Origin of the sequence: Microbacterium sp. str. 'China' (assembly GCF_002993305.1) — a bacterium.
Lineage (GTDB): Bacteria > Actinomycetota > Actinomycetes > Actinomycetales > Microbacteriaceae > Microbacterium > Microbacterium paraoxydans.
Map to the genome: position 1 here is coordinate 929,299 of NZ_CP027434.1, position 20,108 is coordinate 949,406.

General features: G+C 71.1%; 16 protein-coding genes. 10 read left to right on the forward strand and 6 right to left on the reverse strand.

Annotated features, from left to right (window positions below; genetic code table 11):
* The first annotated feature begins 45 nt into the window (after positions 1-45).
* From C6C15_RS04465 to ligD, 6 genes are all read left to right on the forward strand, one after another.
* On the forward strand, positions 46-1,035 hold the full coding sequence (locus C6C15_RS04465; RefSeq protein ID WP_105949373.1) for an ABC transporter ATP-binding protein: 990 nt from the start codon (positions 46-48) through the stop codon (positions 1,033-1,035).
* Entirely contained in the window at positions 1,032-2,048 is a 1,017-nt protein-coding gene (locus C6C15_RS04470) for an ABC transporter permease (RefSeq protein ID WP_105949374.1), read from the forward strand. Before C6C15_RS04465 ends, C6C15_RS04470 begins: the two co-directional genes overlap by 4 nt.
* Before the next feature lie 133 nt (positions 2,049-2,181).
* Positions 2,182-5,307: a lamin tail domain-containing protein gene (locus tag C6C15_RS04475; RefSeq protein ID WP_105949375.1), complete on the forward strand. Its 3,126-nt coding sequence runs from the start codon at positions 2,182-2,184 to the stop codon at positions 5,305-5,307.
* Positions 5,308-5,391: 84 nt separating this feature from the next.
* On the forward strand, positions 5,392-7,845 hold the full coding sequence (locus tag C6C15_RS04480) for an ATP-dependent helicase (protein ID WP_060922033.1): 2,454 nt from the start codon (positions 5,392-5,394) through the stop codon (positions 7,843-7,845).
* 44 nt (positions 7,846-7,889) lie between these two features.
* Positions 7,890-9,029: an SseB family protein gene (locus C6C15_RS04485; RefSeq protein WP_083371020.1), complete on the forward strand. Its 1,140-nt coding sequence runs from the start codon at positions 7,890-7,892 to the stop codon at positions 9,027-9,029.
* A 63-nt stretch (positions 9,030-9,092) separates the two neighbouring features.
* On the forward strand, positions 9,093-10,163 hold the full coding sequence (gene ligD / locus C6C15_RS04490) for a non-homologous end-joining DNA ligase (RefSeq protein WP_060923016.1): 1,071 nt from the start codon (positions 9,093-9,095) through the stop codon (positions 10,161-10,163).
* A gap of 7 nt (positions 10,164-10,170) precedes the next feature.
* Here the strand turns inward: ligD and C6C15_RS04495 are convergent, their stop codons facing one another.
* Together C6C15_RS04495 and C6C15_RS04500 are read right to left on the reverse strand one after the other, a co-directional pair.
* Positions 10,171-11,214 carry an ATP-dependent DNA ligase gene (locus C6C15_RS04495; RefSeq protein WP_060923017.1) on the reverse strand — a complete coding sequence of 348 codons (1,044 nt, stop codon included), beginning with the start codon at positions 11,212-11,214 and terminating at the stop codon, positions 10,171-10,173.
* A 43-nt stretch (positions 11,215-11,257) separates the two neighbouring features.
* Positions 11,258-12,709: a phytoene desaturase family protein gene (locus tag C6C15_RS04500; protein WP_105949376.1), complete on the reverse strand. Its 1,452-nt coding sequence runs from the start codon at positions 12,707-12,709 to the stop codon at positions 11,258-11,260.
* 65 nt (positions 12,710-12,774) lie between these two features.
* On the opposite strand from C6C15_RS04500, the gene C6C15_RS04505 reads away from it, so the two are divergent.
* Both C6C15_RS04505 and C6C15_RS04510 read left to right on the forward strand, forming a co-directional pair.
* Positions 12,775-13,257, forward strand: coding sequence for a hypothetical protein (locus C6C15_RS04505; RefSeq protein ID WP_105949377.1), 483 nt, complete (start codon positions 12,775-12,777; stop codon positions 13,255-13,257).
* Complete coding sequence (locus C6C15_RS04510) at positions 13,257-13,808, forward strand: GNAT family N-acetyltransferase (protein ID WP_105949378.1); 552 nt, start codon at positions 13,257-13,259, stop codon at positions 13,806-13,808. The genes C6C15_RS04505 and C6C15_RS04510 overlap by 1 nt, the downstream gene beginning before the upstream one ends.
* Here the strand turns inward: C6C15_RS04510 and C6C15_RS04515 are convergent.
* The 3 genes from C6C15_RS04515 to C6C15_RS04525 form a co-directional block, all read right to left on the reverse strand.
* Positions 13,805-15,040, reverse strand: coding sequence for an acyl-CoA dehydrogenase family protein (locus tag C6C15_RS04515; RefSeq protein ID WP_105949379.1), 1,236 nt, complete (start codon positions 15,038-15,040; stop codon positions 13,805-13,807). The genes C6C15_RS04510 and C6C15_RS04515 overlap by 4 nt on opposite strands.
* 67 nt (positions 15,041-15,107) lie before the next feature.
* Entirely contained in the window at positions 15,108-15,773 is a 666-nt protein-coding gene (locus C6C15_RS04520; RefSeq protein ID WP_060923022.1) for a TetR/AcrR family transcriptional regulator, read from the reverse strand.
* A gap of 125 nt (positions 15,774-15,898) precedes the next feature.
* The gene (locus tag C6C15_RS04525) at positions 15,899-16,183 is read right to left on the reverse strand and encodes a hypothetical protein (protein WP_060923023.1); all 285 of its coding nucleotides are present in this window, start codon (positions 16,181-16,183) and stop codon (positions 15,899-15,901) included.
* A 173-nt stretch (positions 16,184-16,356) separates the two neighbouring features.
* On the opposite strand from C6C15_RS04525, the gene sucC reads away from it, so the two are divergent.
* Together sucC and sucD are read left to right on the forward strand one after the other, a co-directional pair.
* Positions 16,357-17,523, forward strand: a complete 1,167-nt coding sequence (gene sucC, locus C6C15_RS04530) for an ADP-forming succinate--CoA ligase subunit beta (RefSeq protein WP_025103777.1) — start codon at positions 16,357-16,359, stop codon at positions 17,521-17,523.
* Positions 17,524-17,541: 18 nt separating this feature from the next.
* The gene (sucD, locus tag C6C15_RS04535) at positions 17,542-18,444 is read left to right on the forward strand and encodes a succinate--CoA ligase subunit alpha (protein WP_105949380.1); all 903 of its coding nucleotides are present in this window, start codon (positions 17,542-17,544) and stop codon (positions 18,442-18,444) included.
* Positions 18,445-18,573: 129 nt separating this feature from the next.
* On the opposite strand, the gene C6C15_RS04540 is transcribed toward sucD, so the two are convergent.
* Entirely contained in the window at positions 18,574-20,049 is a 1,476-nt protein-coding gene (locus tag C6C15_RS04540) for an NCS2 family permease (RefSeq protein WP_105949381.1), read from the reverse strand.
* Positions 20,050-20,108: the final 59 nt, after the last annotated feature.

Here is a 20,108-nt window from a genome sequence, read left to right on the forward strand (position 1 = left end):
CCGGAGGTCCCCCGCGCTCGCGCCCGGCGATGCCAGACTGACCGCATGACCGGAATAGTGGTGGACGACGTCAGCAGGGCGTTCGGGGACGTGCAGGCCGTGCGAGGGGCCACGCTGCGCGCAGAGGCGGGAAGGGTGACGGGCCTGGTGGGCCCGAACGGCGCGGGCAAGACGACGCTGCTCCTCATGCTCGCCTCGCTGCTCGCCCCCGACAGCGGCTCGATCCGCATCGGCGGCATCGACCCCGAAGCCGATCCGCTCGCGGCGCGTCGCGTGCTGGGGTGGATGCCGGACGCCCTCGGCGCCTGGCCCTCGCTCACGGCCCGCGAGACGATCGTGACCACGGCCCGCCTCTACGGGATCGACCGCGCGGACGCGGAGCGGCGGGCGCAGCACCTCCTCGGTCTCGTCGGCCTGGGAGAGCTCGCGGATTCCGCCGCGAAGGTGCTCTCCCGCGGGCAGAAGCAGAAGCTCGGCCTCGCCCGCGCTCTCGTCCACGACCCGCAGGTGCTGCTCCTCGACGAGCCCGCGTCGGGTCTCGACCCCGAGGCCCGCGTGCAGTTGCGGGTGCTGCTGCGCCGCTTCGCGGCCGAAGGACGCACGGTCCTCATCTCCAGCCATGTCCTGTCCGAGCTCGAGGAGGTCGTCGACGACGCCGTCTTCCTCGTGGGCGGGGCGGTCGTGGACGCCGCTCCGGCGCAGAGCGCGGTTCGCGCCTGGCGGGTGCGGCTCGCCGGCGCGACACCCGCACGCCTGAACGCGGACACGTGGCAGGTCGCATCGACCCTCGGACTGGCGCCCGAGTCCCTCGCTGTGGACCGCGGCGCCGTCCTCGTCGGCTTCCCCGGGGAGGATGCCGCCGCCCGGTCGCTGCGTCTCCTCGTGGAGGCGGGACTGCCCGTCGCGGAGTTCGCACCCGCGCAGAGCGATCTGGAGCACACGTTCCTCGCGCTCCGGCACCCGCAGCCGCCCGCGGCGACGACCCCGCCGCCCCCGCCGCCTGCGGCACCCCACGGAACGGAGGCGGGAGCATGAGCCTCGCGAACATCGGCGTCATCGCGCGCCTCGAACTGACCCAGCGGCTGCGGAGCGTCGGCTGGTACGTGCTCCTCGGCGTCTTCGCGCTCGTGCTCCTCGGCGTCACCGGTCTGTCGTTCGCCGTGTACTCCTGGGGAGAGGATGTCGGGGCGGGCGTGTCGTCCATCGTCGTCAACGTGGTCCTGCTGCTCGTCGTGCTCGTCTCTCCCACCCTCAGCGGCAACGCCATCAACGGCGACCGGGAGGCGGCCACGCTCGCGCCGATCCAGGTCACCGCGGCGTCGACCGGCGACATCATGCTGGGCAAGCTGCTCGCGGCGATCGCGACGGGCGGCGCGTTCCTCCTGGTGGCGGTTCCCTTCCTCGCGGCGTCGCTGCTGGCGGGCGGGACCGATCCGATCGTGCTGTTCGTGGCGCTGCTCATCCTCGCCGTCGAGATCATCATCGTCGCCGCGATCGGCGTCGGCCTGAGCGGACTCATCGCCCGCCCGCTCTTCTCCGTCGCGTCCACCTACCTCGTGGTGTCCGCGCTCGTCATCGGCACGATCATCGTCTTCGCGCTCGGCGGTCTGGCCGTGCGCAGCGAGGCGACGAGCTACAGCCGCCCCTACGACAGCAACGGCAACGTGGACTGCGAGAGCTGGGAGGAGTACACGTACGAGGCGCCGCGGTTCGACCTCGTGTGGTGGGCGCTCGCCGCCAACCCGTTCGTTGTGCTCGCCGACGCGACCCCCACCGAGTTCAGCACGGACGGCTACCCGGTCGATCTGTACGGGCAGATCAAGTGGGGCGTCCGCAGCGCGCAGCTCTCGCCGCTGGAGCAGCGCTGGGACGACTGCGATCCGGAGAGCGGTTCGCAGACGGCCGAACAGGTGATCGACGAGACCGTGCCGAGCTGGTTTGTCGGGCTCGGCGTGCAGGTCGTGCTCGCCGGAGCGCTGTTCGCGGGAGCATGGGCTCGCACCCGGACGCCCGCGCGGCGGCTACCGCCCGGCACGCGGATCGCCTGAGCGGCGGGGCCGAGGAAGACGCCACCGACCGTTCACCGGCCGTCCACCGACGGGTCGACGGACGGCCATGCGGCAGCGGTGGTCTGGACGGGTACCCGTCTGCGCTCAGTCGAGCCATCTTCCAGGAGCCCCCATGCCCCGTCTGCACTCCGTGGCGGCCGTCACGGCGGCGTGCGCGCTGAGCGCCGCCGCCCTGATCGCCGCCCCCGTCGCCGCCTCCGGTGCCATCCCTCCCGGCGAGCCCGCGCCGACCGCCGACGCAGGGCTCGTCCTCAACGAGATCGTCTACGACGACGCGGCGACCGGGCTCGCCGACCAGATCGAGATCTACAACGCGGGCTCGGCGAGCGTCGACCTGACCGGCTGGCGGGTCTCGGACGAGAAGCGCGACAGCTTCGGCGCGGCACCGGCCGGGACGGTGCTCGCGCCGGGCGCGTTCCTCGTCCTGGTGAAGGACGTGGACTTCGCCTTCGGGCTGGGCAAGGGGGACGAGGTCGTCCTCCACGACCCGGAGGGGGTCGAGGTCGATTCCTACGCCTACGCGAACACCGCGCCGCTGGCGGTCTGGGCGCGCTGCCCCGACGGGACGGGCGACTGGGCGCATGCCACGGCGGCGACACCGGGCGCGCCCAACGACTGTCAGGTCGCGCCGGTCGCGGGGTCGATCCGCATCAACGAGGTCGACTCGCAGCCGGCCGACTGGGTCGAGTTCCACAACCCGGGGACGGAGGCGCTCGATGTCTCCGGGTACGAGATCCGCGACAACTCCGATGACCACCGGTGGCGCTTCCTGCCGGGCACCACGATCGAACCAGAAGCGTTCCTCGTCGTCGATGAGGGCACGATCGGGCACGTCGACGGCGTGGAGGCGGCGTTCCGCGACCCGATCGGCATCGGCAGCGCCGACCGCATCCGCCTCTTCGACACCGCGGGCACGCTCGTCGACGATACGCAGCCCTGGGAGGGACACGCCGCCATCGACGGGGACTTCGCCGCCGCCACACTCGCGCGCTGCCCGGACGGTACCGGCGCTTTCGTGCTCGCGCACGCGACCCCGGGAGCGGGGAACTCCTGCGTCCTCCCTGATGTCGCGATCAACGAGATCGAGTCCAACGGGGACGCGACCGACTGGGTCGAGGTCGTGAACACCGGCAGCACCACGGTCGACCTGTCCGGCTGGACCGTCATGGACGGCGATCCGGTCGGACACGCCTCGGAGACGACGCCGCTGCCGGCGGGGACGCTGCTGCCTCCGGGCGGATACCGGGTCTTCGATCAGCCCGCCGACTTCGTCTTCGGGCTGGGCAACGGCGACACCGTGACGCTGCGGGACGCGAACGGACTCATGATCGACGAGCACGTCTACTCCGCGCACGCCGACGGCGTCTGGGCACGCTGCGCCGACGGGACGGGCGCGTTCATCGACGCGCCGGCAGCGACGAAGGGCCAGCGCAACGCCTGCGGGAACCCGGTGCGGATCAACGAGGTCGAGTCGGACGGCGGCGCGCCGGACGACTGGATCGAGCTCGTCAACCCGACCGGCGCCTCGCTCGAGATCGGTGGCGTCGTCGTGAAGGACGACGACGACGCCCACGCCTACAGCGTTCCCGTCGGCACGACGATCCCGGCCGGAGGCTTCTTCGTCATCGAGCGTTCGGCCCTCGGCTTCGGGCTGGGCGCGGGCGACGCCGTCCGCCTCTTCGACGGTGAGCTGCTCATCGACGAGACCGCCTGGGGCGAGGGCCACGCGGCGACCTCCTGGGGCCGCTGCCCTGACACCACGGGAGCCTTCGCGGCGACCGCGACGCCGACGAAGGGCGCGCCGAACGTGTGCGCGGGCGAGGTCGCCGTCGGCACCTGGCCGGGGTCGGCCGAAGTGCGGGTGCTCGACGACGTGCCGACGTTCCTCGAGGACAGCTCCGGCCTCGACGTGCAGGAGACCGCGGACGGGGCATTCCTCTGGGCCGTGGACAACGGGGAGGGGCGCATCTGGAAGCTCGAGGCCCACGCGGACGGCTCGGTGGAGAAGGCCGCGGGCTGGGACGAGGGCAAGCGTGTGCGCTTCGCCAAGGACGCCGGGAACCCGGGCGCCGCAGGGCCGGACACCGAAGGCATTACAGTCGACGGGAGGGGCCTGGTCTACGTGGCGTCCGAGCGCGACAACAGCGCCAAGGGCGTGAACCAGAACGTGCTGCTGCAGGTCGATCCGGACGCGGCGGCCGGCGATCTCGTGGCGCAGCGGGAATGGGATCTCACGGCGATGCTCCCGGCGGTCGGCGCGAACCTCGGCATCGAGGCCGTGCAGTGGGTGCCGGACAGTGCGCTGAACGGAAAGCTCTTCGACGACACCACCGGGACCGCCTACGACCCGGCCGTGCATCCGGGACACGGCGACGGCCTCTTCTTCGTCGCGGTGGAGGACAACGGGCACGTCTACGCCTTCGCGCTCGCCGCGGACGGCATGGCCACGCTCGTCTCCGAGATCTCCCCCGGGCTCACCGGTGTCATGGCGCTCGACTGGGATGCCGTCCGCGGCACCCTGTGGGCGGTGTGCGACGACGGCTGCCAGGGCCGCTCCGCCGAGCTCACCTTGAACGGGACCGCCCGGCCCGGGATCGCTCACTACGCGCGGCCCGCCGGCATGCCCGACATCAACAACGAGGGCTTCGCGACGGCTCCCGCGTCGCTCGCGGTCGACGGACAGCGTCCGGTGTGGTGGTTCGCCGATGGCTTCGCCTCGGAGGCGCTGCGCACCGGCACGCTGCCGGGCGGCACAGGCGCCGAGAACCCCGGTGGGGAGAACCCCGGCGGCGAGAACCCTGGTGGGGAGAACCCTGGTGCGGAGAACCCGCCGCTTCCCGGCACGGAGCTCGTGGACGGCAACCGCCACGGCGTCACCGTCGATCCGGCGGTGGCCGCACCGGGGCAGCGGGTCACCGTCACGGTCGGCGCGGATGCCGCGGGAGCGCGGGCGGAGGTCTGGATGTACTCCGTCCCGGTCCGCCTGGCTGCCGGGACGCTTTCGGCGACGGGTGCCCTCACGGTCACCGTTCCGGTGGACGCGCCACTGGGCGCGCACCGCATCGCGGTCTACGCGGCGGATGGGACGCTCCTCGGCTGGGCCGACCTGCGCGTCACCGCCGCGGGCGAGGGGCTGGCCGCGACGGGAGCGGACCTGCCGGTGGCCGCCACCGCGCTCGCGTTGATGCTCCTCACGACCGGGGTCCTCGCGCTGCGCCGTCGGAAGCGCACCGCCTGACCGGGGGAGGGGTGCGGGCGGTCGCCTGCATCCCTTCCCGACGCGGACCGCGATGTCGGTGCCGCCGCCTAGACTCGAGAGGTCATGACCGAAGCCCCTCTCATCGTCCCCGGTTCCGTCGGCCCGCAGTCCTCCGGCGCCCCCGCGCAGGACGACCTCCTCGCCGGCCTCAACCCCCAGCAGCTCGAGGCCGTCACGTATCGCGGCCCCGCCCTGCTCATCGTCGCCGGCGCCGGCTCGGGCAAGACGAGCGTGCTCACGCGTCGCATCGCCTCGCTCCTGCGCAGCCGCGAGGCGTGGCCGAGCCAGATCCTCGCCATCACCTTCACCAACAAGGCCGCCGGCGAGATGCGCGAGCGCGTCGAAGGGCTCATCGGGGACGCCGCGCGCGGCATGTGGATCTCCACGTTCCACTCCGCGTGCGTGCGCATCCTCCGCCGCGAGGCCCAGCAGTTCGGGTTCACCAAGAACTTCACCATCTACGACTCCGGAGACTCCCGCGCCCTCCTCAAGCGGCTGGTCAAGGAGCACGAGGCCGACGCCTACGGGCTCACCCCGGCGGCGGTCCAGGGGCGCATCTCCAAGCTCAAGAACGAGCTCTCCGATGCCGAGTCCTACGCGCGACAGGCCAACATGAGCGACCCGGCCGAGCGCGTCTTCGTCGAGGTCTTCGCCGACTACCAGCGGCAGCTCCAGAAGGCCAACGCCTTCGACTTCGACGACCTCATCGGGCAGACGGTCTACCTGTTCCGGGCGTTCCCGCAGGTCGCCGACACCTACCGCCGCCGCTTCCGGCACATCCTCGTCGACGAGTACCAGGACACCAACCACGCGCAGTACGCGCTCATCCACGAGCTCACCCGTCCGGTGTCCGGCGTCGGCTCGACACCGGAGCCGTATGCCGCCAACGGCATGATGATCTTCGAGCCCGACCCCGAGCCCGCGCCGGGAGCAGGCGAGGCCGGAGCGTCGCTGACGGTGGTCGGCGACTCGGATCAGTCGATCTACGCCTTCCGCGGCGCGGACATCCGCAACATCAGCGAGTTCGAGCGCGATTTCCCGGGGGCGAAGGTCGTGCTCCTGGAGCAGAACTACCGCTCGACGCAGAACATCCTCTCCGCGGCGAACGCCGTCATCGGCAACAACTTCGACCGCAAGGACAAGAAGCTCTGGAGCGACCGCGGCGAGGGCGACAGGATCATCGGCTTCACCGGCTACTCGCAGCACGACGAGGCCCAGTTCGTCGCCGACGAGATCGAGGCCCTGCACCGCAAGGGCATGCCGTACTCGGAGATGGCCGTCTTCTACCGCACGAACTCGCAGTCCCGCGCGCTGGAGGAGATCTTCATCCGCTCGGCCGTGCCGTACAAGATCATGGGCGGCACGAAGTTCTACGAGCGCGCCGAGATCAAGGACGCCTTGGCCTACCTCGTGGCGGTCGCGAACCCCGCCGACGAGATGGCGGTGCGCCGTATCCTCAACAAGCCGCGGCGCGGCATCGGCGACGTCACCGAGACCGCCATCGCCCGTTTCGCCGAGGAGCACGGGATCTCCTTCCGCGATGCCCTGTCGCTGCCCGGTCAGCTCGGCGTCGGCCCGAAGATCCAGGCCGCCATCGCCCAGCTCGACGCCGTGCTCGCCGAGGCGACGGCGATCATGCTCCCGCCGACGGGGGAGGTGCCGCCGCCCACCTCCGTGGCGGACGGGCTCAGCCTGCTGCTCTCCAAGAGCGGCTATCTCGACGCGCTGCGTGCCAGCCGCGACCCGCAGGACGAGGCCCGCGTGGAGAACCTCGACGAGTTCGTGGCCGTGACCCGCGACTTCGCGCGCAACAACCCCGAGGGCACCATCACCGACTTCCTCACCGAGGTCGCGCTGGTCTCCGACGCGGACGACCTCGACGACGAGTCCGGGTCGGTCTCACTCATGACGATGCACACCGCCAAGGGACTGGAGTACGACGCCGTCTTCGTCACCGGCGTCGAGGAGGACCTCATCCCGCACCGCATCTCGGCGGGAGAGCCCGGGGGCCCGCAGGAGGAGCGGCGCCTGTTCTACGTGGGCATCACCCGCGCCCGCAAGCGCCTGCACCTGTCCCTGGCGATGACCCGCGCACAGTTCGGCGAGGTGACGGTCGCCATGCCCAGCCGGTTCCTGCAGGAGATCCCGGCCTCCCTCATCGACTGGCGGCAGTCCCCGGGCGACGTGAACTCCCGCGGGGGCATGCAGTCGCGTGCGTTGAACGCCCGTCGCTCCGGCGGGTCCGGCGACCGCTTCGGCGTGAAGGCCCTGCCCCGCGACTCCCTCAAGCCGCTCTCGACGGCGATGGACAAGATCCCCAACCGCGTCACCGCCAAGATGCGCGACAACGGCGACCTCGAACTCGCCGCCGGAGACCGCATCCGCCACGACGACTTCGGCGAGGGGCGGGTCGACGCCGTCACCGGCGAAGGCGCCAAGCGCATCGCCCATGTCCGGTTCGACACGGCAGGGCAGAAGAAGCTGCTCATCAAGGTCGCCCCGATCCAGAAGCTCTGACGTCGCGGCGGAGAGGGCGGGGAGACACGGTTAGGCTGGCTCCCATGGCCCTCTTCTCCCGCCGCAAGAAGTCCGGCGACGACGCCGTCGCTCCCGCCCCCACCGCCGCTCCGGCCACCGAGAGCGAGGAGGACGCGAGCACGGCGACCGAGGAGTCGGAGGCGTCGACGGCCGAGGCATCGCCCACCGTCGGCATCTCGGTGCAGGCGTTCCGCGGTGTCGGCGCCGAAGCCGGGCCCGAGGTCGCGCTTCCCGATCCGGAGGCCGCGGCGGCAGCCGCAGCGCCCGCTGCCGCGCCGACGCCGCCGAGCCCCACCGCGGAGCCCGCGGCACCGGCGGCCGAGCGGAAGCTCCCGCTCGCTCCCGCGCTCCCGCCCGAGCAGACCGAGACCGTGGCCGGCATGAAGGACAACGTCCTCCTGCGCGAGTCCCTGGCGCAGATCGAGGCAGGGGCCTCGAACGAGCAGCTCCTCGGGGTGCTCCGCCAGGCTCTCCAGGGGCACCTCTACATCCGCGTGAACGGCGATGCCCGCGCGCAGATCAGCGAGGGCAAGCCGCTGGCCGTCGCCGTGGTCCGCGACGGGGAGCGCCAGTTCATGCTGGCGTTCAGCTCGGCGGCCGCCGTCCGGGATTCCGTGCAGCTCGAAGCCGATCCGTCCGCGACCTCCGCTGTCGCCCAGCCGACGACCTCGGTCATGCAGCAGGTCGTCTCCGGCGACTTCGCGGGTCTCATCATCGACAACGCGTCCGCGCCGCACCGTGTGGTGTTCCCCACCGAGCTCCTGCAGAAGACGCTCGAGCAGGCCGACGTAGACATGACCGTGAAGTCCCTGCTCGCGGCGCCGCGGGAGCAGGATTCGCCCGCCAAGGTGGGCGAGGCTCTCGCCACGACGCGCATGTGGGTGGCCGTGAACGACGGATCCGGCACCGGGCAGGTCGGCATCGCCGAGGCGCAGACCGCCGACGGCCGCCGCTTCCTCCAGCTCTTCTCGCACCCGCTGGAGGTCATCGCGCTCGGCCGGGGCGACCGCCCGCTGCCGTTCGAGCCGGACCAGCTCGCGAAGGTGCTGTCGAGCCACTCCGAGATGGCCGGCGTCATCATCGACTCCGCAGGGCCCTCCATGGTGGTGGAGCGCGACGCCCTCGCGCCGGTGCTCGTGCGCGCGGTGCGGATCGAGGACTGACGGCGCGCGCACCGGGATCTGCCGGGGGTTCCGCGGGTCGTGACCGCCCCCTAGGGTCGGAGCATGGCCTCTGAACGCGTGACCCTGACCGTCGCCGACACCGACGGAGAGCGTGAGGTCGCGCTCTCCAGTCCGAACCGGGTCGTCTGGCCCGACCTCGGCATCACCAAAGCCGAGCTCGCCGAGTACGTGCAGCTCGTGTCGGTGCCGTTCCTCGCGGCGAACGGCAACCGGCCGGTGTCGCTGGAGCGCTTCCGGGACGGCGTGGGGACCGCCGGAGGACCGCGGCCGGAGGGCTTCTTCTCGAAGAACCCGCCCAAGGGCACTCCGGACTTCGTCGACGCCGTCACGGTCACGTACAACAGCGGCCGCCGCCATCCTCAGATCGTCCTGAACCGCACGAGCGCGATCGTGTGGGCGGTGCAGATGAACACCATCGTCTTCCATCCCTGGGCGTCGTTGGCGACCGATTCCGACAACCCCGTCGAGCTGCGGATCGACCTCGACCCGCAGCCGGGCACCGGCTTCGCCGAGGCGGTCCCCGCGGCCCACGCCCTGCGGGAGGTGTTGCGGGAGGCCGGCCTGGAGGCGTTCGCGAAGACGAGCGGCAACCGGGGACTGCACGTCTTCGCCCCGATCGAGCCCACCCACGAGTTCCTCGACGTGCGGCATGCCGTGATCGCCGCCGGCCGCGAGCTCGAGCGCCGGATGCCGGACCGGGTCACGACGAACTGGTGGAAGGAGGAGCGCGGCGAGCGCCTCTTCGTCGACTTCAATCAGGCCAACCGCGACCGCACGATGGCCGGCGCGTACAGTCCGCGTGCCCTCCCCGGTGCGACCGTCGCGACGCCCGTGCACTGGGAGGAACTCGACGATCTCGACCCGCGCGCCTTCACCGTGCGCAGCATCCCGCAGCGGCTGGCGGACGTCGGCGACCCGTGGGCCGACATGCAGGCGAGGCCCGGGCGCATCGACACGCTCCTGGAGTGGTGGGAGCGCGACACGGCGAACGGCCTCGGGGAGCTGCCCTTCCCGCCGGAGTTCCCGAAGATGCCGGGCGAGCCGCCGCGCGTGCAGCCGAGCAAGAAGAACGCCGCGAACTGGGACGCCGACGGCAACCCCGTCGACGACTGAGCCGGGCTCAGCTCAGGACGTCGGCGAGGTCGTAGCCCTCGACGGTGTCGAGCTGGTCGTACGTGCAGGAGCGGGCGTCGCGGTCCGGCCGCCACCGCTCGAACTGCACGGTGTGACGGAAGCGCGCGCCCTCGAGCTGGTCGTACCGCACCTCCAGCACCCGCTCGGGACGCAGCCGCACGAACGACACGTCCTTCGACCCGCTGAACCGCGACCGCTCACCCTCACCCGTCACGGCGGCGCCGTCCTCGTCGCGCTCGACCAGCGGAGCGAGCTCCTCCACGAGCTGCTTCCGCTTCGCGTCGCTCCACGCCGCGACGCCGCCGACCTGGCGCAGGGTCCCCTCGGCGTCGTAGAGCCCGACGAGCAGCGAGCCGACCCCGGTGCCGGACTTGTGGATGCGGTAGCCGAGGGCGACGACGTCGGCGGTCCGCGCATGCTTGATCTTGAAGAGGGTGCGCTTCCCCGGCGCGTACGGCTGCGCCAGCGGCTTGGCCACGACGCCGTCCAGCCCCGCGCCCTCGAACTCCTGGAGCCAGCGGACGGCGGCATCCCGATCGCGAGTGGTCCTCGTCAGGTGCAGCGGGTGCTCCACGGACTCCATGAGCGTCTCCAACCGGGCCCGCCGCGTCTCGAACGACTGGTCGCGCAGGTCGTCCTCGCCGGACGCGAGCAGGTCGAACGCGATGAACAGGGCCGGGGTCTCGACGGCGAGCTTCGCGACCCGGGAGGCGGCCGGGTGGATGCGCTGGCTGAGGGCCTCCCAGTCCAGACGCTGCGCGCCGTGCGGACCCGTGGCCACGACGATCTCGCCGTCGAGGAGGCAGGGCACCGGCAGCAGCTGCGGGATCGCGTCGACGAGCTCCGGGAAGTAGCGCGTGAGGGGCTTCGCTCCGCGAGACCCGATCTCGACCGTCTCGCCGTCCCAGGCGATGAGCCCGCGGAATCCGTCCCACTTCGGCTCGTAGAGGAGCCCGCCCGGTGTCTTGTCGGGGTCGGGCACTGTCGCGACGGCCTTGGCGAGCATGGGGGCCGGGATCTCGTAGCGCATGCACCCATCCTGGACCGGGCAGCGAGCGGGGGAAAGAGCCGGGTCAGCCGAACAGGTCGTCGAGTTCCGCGGGCGTGCCGGCGTCGCGGAGCACGGTGTGTGCCGCGTGCCACCCGGCCATGCCGTTGACCGCGGGCCCGGGCGGAGTCGAGGCCGATGCGAGGTAAACGCCCGGCATCGGCGTGCGCCACGGCGCGGGGGAGAGGACGGGGCGGCGCAGGGCCTGACGCATGTCGAAGACGCCGCCGGAGATGTCGCCGCCGATCTCGGCCGGGTTGATCGCCTCGCGGGAGGACGCCGGCACCGCGTGGTGGGCGAGGATCCGGTCGCGGAACCCCGGCGCGAACCGCTCGACCTGCGCGGTGATGAGCTCGGTCGGGTCGAGGTCGGAGCCGTTCGGCACGTGGATGTACGCCCAGAGCACGGCCTTGCCGTGGGGTGCCCTGGTCGGGTCGAAGAGCGACGGCTGGACGGCCAGGACGTAGGGGCGCTCGGACACGCGACCGACGGCGACCGCGTTCTCGCTGTTCCACACCTCGTCCCTCGTCCCGGCCACGTGCACGGTGGGCGCGCTCCGCACGTGCTCGTTCGTCCACGGGATCGGGCCGTCGAGCGCGAAGTCGACTTTGGCCGCCGCGGCGCCGTAACGATACCCACGGAGCGCACGGGCATACGACGCCGGGATGTCCGGGTGGGTGAGGGCGAGCCGGGGGGAGGTGTTGAGCAGGAGCACGTCGCCGCGGCCGGGGTCGCCCCAGTCCAGCGCGGCGAGATCGGCGATGCGGACCCCGGTCTCGATCGAGCCCCCGTGGGCTTCGAGGTCGGCGATGAGGGCGTCGGCGATCACCTGCGAGCCGCCGCGGGGGTACGGCCAGCCGCCGGCGTGGGCGAGCCCGGCCAGCAGCAGGCCGGCCGCGGCCCCCGCGAGCGTGGGCTGCGGAGAGTTCGCGTGCGCGACGACTCCCGCCATGAGCGCGGCCGCCTCGTCGGTGCGGAAGGCGGCGCGCGCCAGGGGAGTGCCCTGATCGAGCATGCGGATGGCGTAGCGCACGGCGGTGATCGGGTCGTGCGGGAGGCGGAGGAGCTGGTTCCCGGTGAAGTCCGTGACGCCGTCGATGTGGGTGCTGAGGGGGCGGAGCCGGCGCCGCCACGCGTCCCCGTCGATGCCGAGCTCGGCCGCGGTGCGCTCGATGTCGCGCCAGGCGATGGCGGCACGGCCCCCGTCCAGCGGATGGGCGAACGAGATCTCGGGGCGGATCCACTCGATCCGCTCGTCGAGTCCGAACGCCTGGAAGAACGGCGAGGCCACCGCCGCAGGGTGGACGGCCGAGCAGACGTCATGACGGAAGCCCGGGAGGGTGGCCTCCTGGGTGCGCAGGCCGCCTCCGACCGTGTCCGCGGCCTCGAGCACCCGCACCCGGTAGCCGGCGCGGGCCAGGGAGACGGCGGCGGCGAGGCCGTTCGGTCCGGATCCGATGATCGTCGCGAGTGCCATGCGGTCAGTCTCGCACGCGAACCCCCGGTCGGCGGAGGGGGTTGCGCCGTGCGATCCTGGAAGGGATGAATGAAGTCCAGGGCCCGACCCCCGCCGGCACCTCCCGTCCGTACCGCTCGCTTTCCGAGGCGCTCCGCGCGCACCGCATCGATCCGGTGAACCATGCGTTCATCACCGAGATCGTCGATTCCGCGGGGGTGACCTCGCTGATCGATCGCGGTCGCTACATCGAGGCGATCCGCCGCGAGGGGGCGGCGCTGCACATCGGCCGCACGTACACCAACGGCTTCACCGAGGACGAGGTCGTGACCGTCGGGTCCACCCGCCTCCGCCTGCAGCCCAGCGAGGGACGCGCGCCCTACTTCTACGTCACGCACCCGAGCGAGTTCGCCCCCCAGACCCCGGTCAAGGCCAAGCGCTCCTCGACGCCGCGCACCCCCGCCGCTCCCCGCACGCCCGCGGCTCCGAAGCCCGTCGAGCGCGACTACGGCGTGTGCGACGTGTGCTTCATGGTGAAGACGCCCGCCGGCGGCTGCGGCTGCGACTGATGCCCGCCGCCTCCGCGTCGCGCGGTGGCGTCACCGTCCGCGAGGCGGAGTGGTCGGGTGACGCGGCCTTCGTCGGTGCCGCGGTGTCGACGTACCTCCGGCAGACCGAGCAGGAGAAGCACGACGTCCTGGGCGATCCGGCGGAACCCGAGGGCGAGATCCCCGAGCGGTACCGGCCGGAGGTCCGTGATCCGGCGACCGCGTACGCCGGAGGACGGGTGCTCGTGGCGGAGCTCGACGAGGCTCCGGTCGGCGTGGTGATCGCTCTTCCGCATGCCGGGTACACCGAGATCAAGCGACTGTGGGCGGATCCGGCGGTCCGCGGCCGCGGCGTCGGCTCCGCGCTGCTCGACGCCGTCCTGGCGGCGGCTGAGGGGACGGTGCGGCTGTCGGTCTGGGACTGGCGCGACGCCGCGATCCGGCTCTACACGTCCCGCGGCTTCCGTCCCGTCGACCCCTGGGACGACCGCGACCGCCTCCTCTGCTTCGAGTCGCGCACTTTGCTGCATCCGGCCGCCGAATCCAGCAAAGTGAGCGATTCGAAGGGCTAGGCGAAAGCGCTCATCCCGGTGATGTCGCGGCCGAGCAGCAGCGCCTGCACCGATTCGGTGCCCTCGTAGGTGTGGATGGCCTCGATGTCGGCCAGGTGCTGCATGACGCCGTTCTCGAGGAGGATGCCGTTGCCGCCGAGGAGATCCCGCGCCGTCGCGGCGATCCGTCGGGCCGCCCGGGTGTTGTGGAACTTCGCGAGCGAGGCCTGCGTCGGCCGCAGCGACCCCGCCTGCTCCAGATCGGCCATCCGGCGGCAGTACAGCTGCATCGCCGTCAGATCCTCGAGCATGTGCGTGAGCCGCTCCTGCACCATCTGGAACTTCGCGAGCGGCTTGCCGAACTGCACGCGCTGCTTCGCGTAGGCCAGCGCCGCCTCGTAGCAGGCCGTCGCGTGGCCCAGCGCCGACCACGCGACCCCGGACCGGGTGGCGTAGAGAACGGTCGAGGCGTCCTTGAAGCTCTTCGTCCCCGGCAGCACCGCGTCCAGCGGCACCCGCACGTCGTCCAGGCGGATGTGGGCCTGATGGATCGCGCGGAGGGAGGCCTTCCCGCGGATCACGGTGCCGGTGTATCCGGGGGTGTCCTGCTCGACGAGGAAGCACCGCACCGCCCCGTGCTCGGCGGCGGACTCGTCCTCGACCCGCGCCCAGACGAAGGTGATCCCGCCCGAGGCGCCGTTGCCGATCCACTTCTTGGCGCCGCGGAGCACCCAGGAGTCCCCGTCGCGGCGGGCCACGGTCTCCAGCGAGACGGAGTCGGAGCCGTGGTCGGGCTCGGTCAAGGCGAAGGACCCGAGCACCGAGCCGTCGGCGAGTGCCGTGAGCCAGCGGTCCTGCTGGGCGGGCGAACCGAAGAGGGCGAGCGTCCGCAGCGCGAGGCCCCCCTGCACGGCGAGGATCGTGCCGAGGGAGCCGTCCCCGCGCGAGATCTCCATGTTGACCAGGCCCGCGGCGAGCGGGGAGAGCCGGGTCAGAGCGGGGTGGTCGACGCCGTCGACGACGAGGTCCATCTCGCCCATGCGGCGTGCGGCGTCGAGCGGGTACTCGGCGCGGTCCCACGCCTCGGCCATCTGCGGGGCGACCTCGTCGACGTACGCCTTCGCGCGGTCCCAGGCCTCCCGGTCGGCGGCGGGGATGTCGGCGAAGACCGCGTAGTAGTCGCTGCCCTGACGTCCGGTGACGTCGTAGGACGAGACGCGCTCGCCGGGGAAGGGGGAGGCTTCAATGCTCATGGGTGCTCCTTCGTGACACCAGGTATCGTACTCCTCGATACTCGGTACCACGACCGCCCCGGTCGGCTCAGTCGAGCTCGGAGCGGAGCCTCCTGGTCACCTCGGCGATCGGCATCGACCGGGGGAAGACCGCCACGACCACGTCGTCCGGAGCGCCCGCGTCGGCGGCCTCGCCCACGCCGTACCGCCGACGCGCATCCGCGAGCGCGGACTGGAGGGTGGACAGCGGCACCTTCTTCCGCCCGCGCAGGAGCTGCCGCAGCACGTGGTTGTGCACCGCCGTCACGAGGGCCGCGAAGCCCACCGCGTCCAGTGGATCCACTCCCGGCAGGGCGCTGCGCAGGTACTCGTCGAACAGCCGCTCGTAGCGGAACACGGTGATGATCTCGCGTTCGCGGAGCACCGGCACCTCCCGCACGATCTGATAGCGCCGTCGCGCGAGCTGAGGGTCGTTCGCGAAGTGCGTGAACACGGACTCCGATGCCGCGCAGACCGCACCCCACGGATCGTCGTGCCCCTCGTCGAGGAACTCCCGGAGCTGCTCCAGCAGGACCTCGTGATCGGCGAAGACCACGTCCTCCTTGCCGCCGAACTGCCGGAAGAAGGTCGACCGGGAGACGCCGGCGGCCTTGGCGATCTGCTCCACGGACGTCTGGTCGAACCCCTGGGCGCTGAAGAGTTCGAGCGCGGCGGCGACGACGCCCCCGGTGCGCAGCTCTGCGGATTCGTGCATGGCGAAATCCTAGACCGCCGTGGGGCTCGCGCCCGAGCGTCCCCGCGGGAGCGCACCGCTACGGCAGTTCCAGGACCCGCGTTTCCGTGAGGGCGCGCGACCGTCCATGCTGATCCTGGTTGTGGTCACGAGGCGTCCGAGGGTCGCCGACTCGCGCGCGAGTCCGATGCCCGATACCGCCGAGCGATCCGTATGAAGAGGTCCAGGGCCTCGGCTTCCGAGCGGAAGCGGAGCGGCGCATGGAAGCGCTCACCGCGCTCATCGGCCTCCCAGACGATCCACTCCTCGCCTTCCCGCTCGATCCAGGCGGACGACTGAGGCCGGCCTGTAGGGCCGAACCAGTTGGCGGTCGCGGTGAGCTTCTCCTCGCGGATGATGCGCTGCGCCTGGGTGGCGGTGAGGTCGCTCACGTGGTCTCCTCCGTCCTGCTCCGAGACTGAGGATCGTACCGGAGGAGTCGGGGCGTCGCCCACGTCCGCGGGCGTCGGAGCGCTCAGCCTGCGGTAGTAGGCTGGGGGACTGGTCGATGTCTCGACATCGAGAGAATCACCAGACCAGACCGCAGCCCAGTGAAGGAAGCACAGTGGATCTGTACGAGTACCAGGCACGAGACGTTTTCGAGAAGTACGGAGTGCCGGTCCTCGCCGGCATCGTCGCGGACACCCCCGAGGAGGTGAAGGCGGCTGCCGAGAAGATCGGCGGTGTCGTGGTCGTCAAGGCCCAGGTCAAGACCGGAGGCCGCGGCAAGGCGGGCGGCGTCAAGGTCGCCAAGACGCCCGACGAGGCGTACGAGGCAGCGAAGGCCATCCTCGGCCTCGACATCAAGGGCCACGTCGTCAAGCGCGTCATGGTCGCGCAGGGTGCGCGCATCGCCGAGGAGTTCTACTTCTCGGTGCTGCTCGACCGCGCCAACCGCTCCTACCTCTCCCTCTGCTCCGTCGAGGGCGGCATGGAGATCGAGCAGCTCGCCGTCGAGAAGCCCGAGGCGCTCGCCCGCGTCGAGGTCAACCCGCTGACCGGCATCGACAAGGAGAAGGCGGTCGAGATCGCCCGCGCCGCGAACTTCCCGGAGGACCTCGTCGAGAAGGTCTCCGACGTGTTCGTGAAGCTCTACGACGTGTACAAGGGTGAGGACGCGACGCTCGTCGAGGTCAACCCGCTCGTCCGCACCGAAGACGGCGACATCATCGCGCTCGACGGCAAGGTCACGCTCGACGACAACGCCTCCGAGATCCGCCACCCCGAGCACGAGGCGCTCGAGGACAAGGACGCCGCCGACCCACTCGAGGCCAAGGCCAAGGCGTCCGGCCTCAACTACGTCAAGCTCGACGGCGAGGTCGGCATCATCGGCAACGGCGCGGGCCTGGTCATGTCGACGCTCGACGTCGTCGCCTACGCCGGTGAGAACCACAACGGCGTCAAGCCCGCCAACTTCCTCGACATCGGCGGCGGCGCCTCGGCCGAGGTCATGGCCGCCGGCCTCGACGTCATCCTCGGCGACCCGCAGGTCAAGAGCGTGTTCGTCAATGTGTTCGGTGGCATCACGGCGTGCGACGCCGTCGCCAACGGCATCAAGGGCGCCCTGGAGACACTGGGTGACACGGCTTCCAAGCCGCTCGTCGTCCGCCTCGACGGCAACCGCGTCGACGAGGGTCGCGCGATCCTCGCCGACTACGCGCACCCGCTTGTCACCCTGGCCGCAACCATGGACGAGGGCGCCGACAAGGCCGCCGAGCTCGCCAACGCCTGAGACTGAAGGACGAGAAGAATGTCGATCTACCTCAACAAGGACTCCAAGGTCATCGTCCAGGGCATCACCGGCGGCGAGGGCACCAAGCACACCGCGCTGATGCTCAAGGCCGGCACCCAGGTCGTCGGCGGCGTCAACGCCCGCAAGGCCGGCACCACGGTCTCGCACACGGACAAGGACGGCAACGCCGTCGAGCTCCCCGTCTTCGGCTCGGTCGCCGAGGCCATGAAGGAGACCGGCGCCGACGTGTCGATCGCCTTCGTCCCCGGCGCCTTCACGAAGGACGCGATGGTCGAGGCCATCGATGCCGAGATCCCGCTGCTCGTCGTCATCACCGAGGGCGTCCCCGTGGGCGACTCGGCCGAGGCCTGGGCCTACGCGCAGAGCAAGGGCAACAAGACCCGCATCATCGGGCCGAACTGCCCCGGCATCATCACGCCCGGTGAGGCGCTCGTCGGCATCACGCCCGCGAACATCACCGGCAAGGGCCCGATCGGCCTCGTGTCGAAGTCCGGCACCCTGACGTACCAGATGATGTTCGAGCTGCGCGACCTGGGCTTCTCGACCGCCATCGGCATCGGCGGCGACCCGGTCATCGGCACCACGCACATCGACGCGCTCGCCGCGTTCGAGGCCGACCCGGAGACCAAGGCGATCGTCATGATCGGCGAGATCGGCGGCGACGCCGAGGAGCGTGCGGCCGAGTACATCAAGGCGAACGTCACCAAGCCCGTCGTCGGCTACGTCGCGGGCTTCACGGCTCCCGAGGGCAAGACCATGGGGCACGCCGGCGCGATCGTCTCCGGGTCCGCCGGTACCGCGCAGGCGAAGAAGGAGGCCCTCGAGGCCGCCGGCGTCAAGGTCGGCAAGACGCCGTCCGAGACCGCCGCTCTCATGCGCGAGATCATCGAGTCGCTCTGATCTGAGCTACGCTTGACCTGAAGGCCCCGGGCTCCACCCCGGGGCCTTCGTCATGCCGCCACACTTTCGAATCGCGCAAATGGCCCCATTCCGTGTCGGAATGGGGCCATTTGCGCGATTCGAAACGGGCTAGATCCCGACGCCGAAGAGGGCCTCGATGGGACCGCGGGCGAAGAAGATGAGGAAGCCGGCGCCGACCACCCACAGCAGCGGGCTGATGGTCCTGGCCTTGCCGGAGAAGGCGTGGATGAGCACCCAGCTCACGAAGCCCGCCCCGATGCCGTTGGCGATCGAGTACGTCAGCGGCATGACGGAGACCGTGAGGAACACCGGCAGCAGCACCCGGAAGTCGCCGAAGTCGATGTGCCGGATCTGCGCCATCATCATGGCACCGACGATGATCAGTGCCGCGGCGGCGATCTCGGTCGGGACGATCGAGGTCAGCGGCGTGAGGAACATCGCGATGAGGAAGACGATGCCCGTCACGACGTTCGCGAGGCCCGTCCTGGCACCCTCCCCGATGCCGGCTCCGGACTCGATGAAGACCGTGCTGGAGGACGACGAGGTCGCACCACCGGCGATCGCTCCGACGCCCTCGACCACCAGCGCCGACTTGATGCGCGGGAAGTCGCCGTTGTCATCGGCGAGGTTCGCCTCCTTCGCCAGGCCCGTCATGGTGCCCATGGCGTCGAAGAAGTTCGTGAAGAGGAGCGTGAAGACGATCATCACGAGCGCGACGAGGCTGACCTTGCCGAGGTCGAACGAGAAGTCGACGGCGCCGATGAGGCTCAGGTCGGGGACGCTGACGGGGGAGCCGTTCAGCGCAGGGACGGTGAGACCCCAGCCGCCGGGGTTGACGACATTGCCCTCATCGTCGACGCCGCGGGCGCCGATGTGCCAGATCGCCTCGACGACGACCGCGAGCACGGTGCCGCCGATGAGGCCGATGAGCATGCCGCCCTTGATGCGGAGCGCGACGAGGATGCCGGTGAGGAGCAGGGTGATCACGAACAGCAGGCTCGGCACGGTCGCGACGGAGCCGTTGACGCCGAGGCCGACGGGCGGTGACGAGGCACCGGTCGCGGTGACGAAGCCGGAGTTCACGAAGCCGATGAAGGCGATGAAGAGGCCGATGCCGACCGTGATCGCGATCTTGAGCTGGAAGGGCACGGCATCGAAGATCGCCTTCCGCAGCCCGGTGGCGGCGAGCAGCACGATCACGACGCCGTTGATCATCACGAGCGCCATCGCCTCGGGCCAGGTGACCTGGCCGACGACGGAGAACGCGACGAAGGCGTTGATGCCGAGACCGGCGGCGAAGCCGAACGGCAGGCGGGTGACGACACCGAAGAGGATCGTCATGATGCCGGCGGTCAGGGCCGTCGCGGCGCCGACGGCGTTGAAGTCGAGCATGTCGCCGGCGACGTCCGGCTTCCCGGACAGGATGATCGGGTTCAAAATCACGATGTAGGCCATCGTGACGAACGTCACGAGGCCTCCACGGATCTCGGTGCCGATCGTCGATCCGCGCTTGCTGATCTCGAAGAAGCGGTCCAGGGTACCGGTGGGTCCGGTGGACGCCGGGGCGGGTGGGGCAGTAGTCATCGGGAAACCTCCGGAGAAACGCTACCGTGTCGTCCGCCTCGCGCGCGCCCACGGGGGCC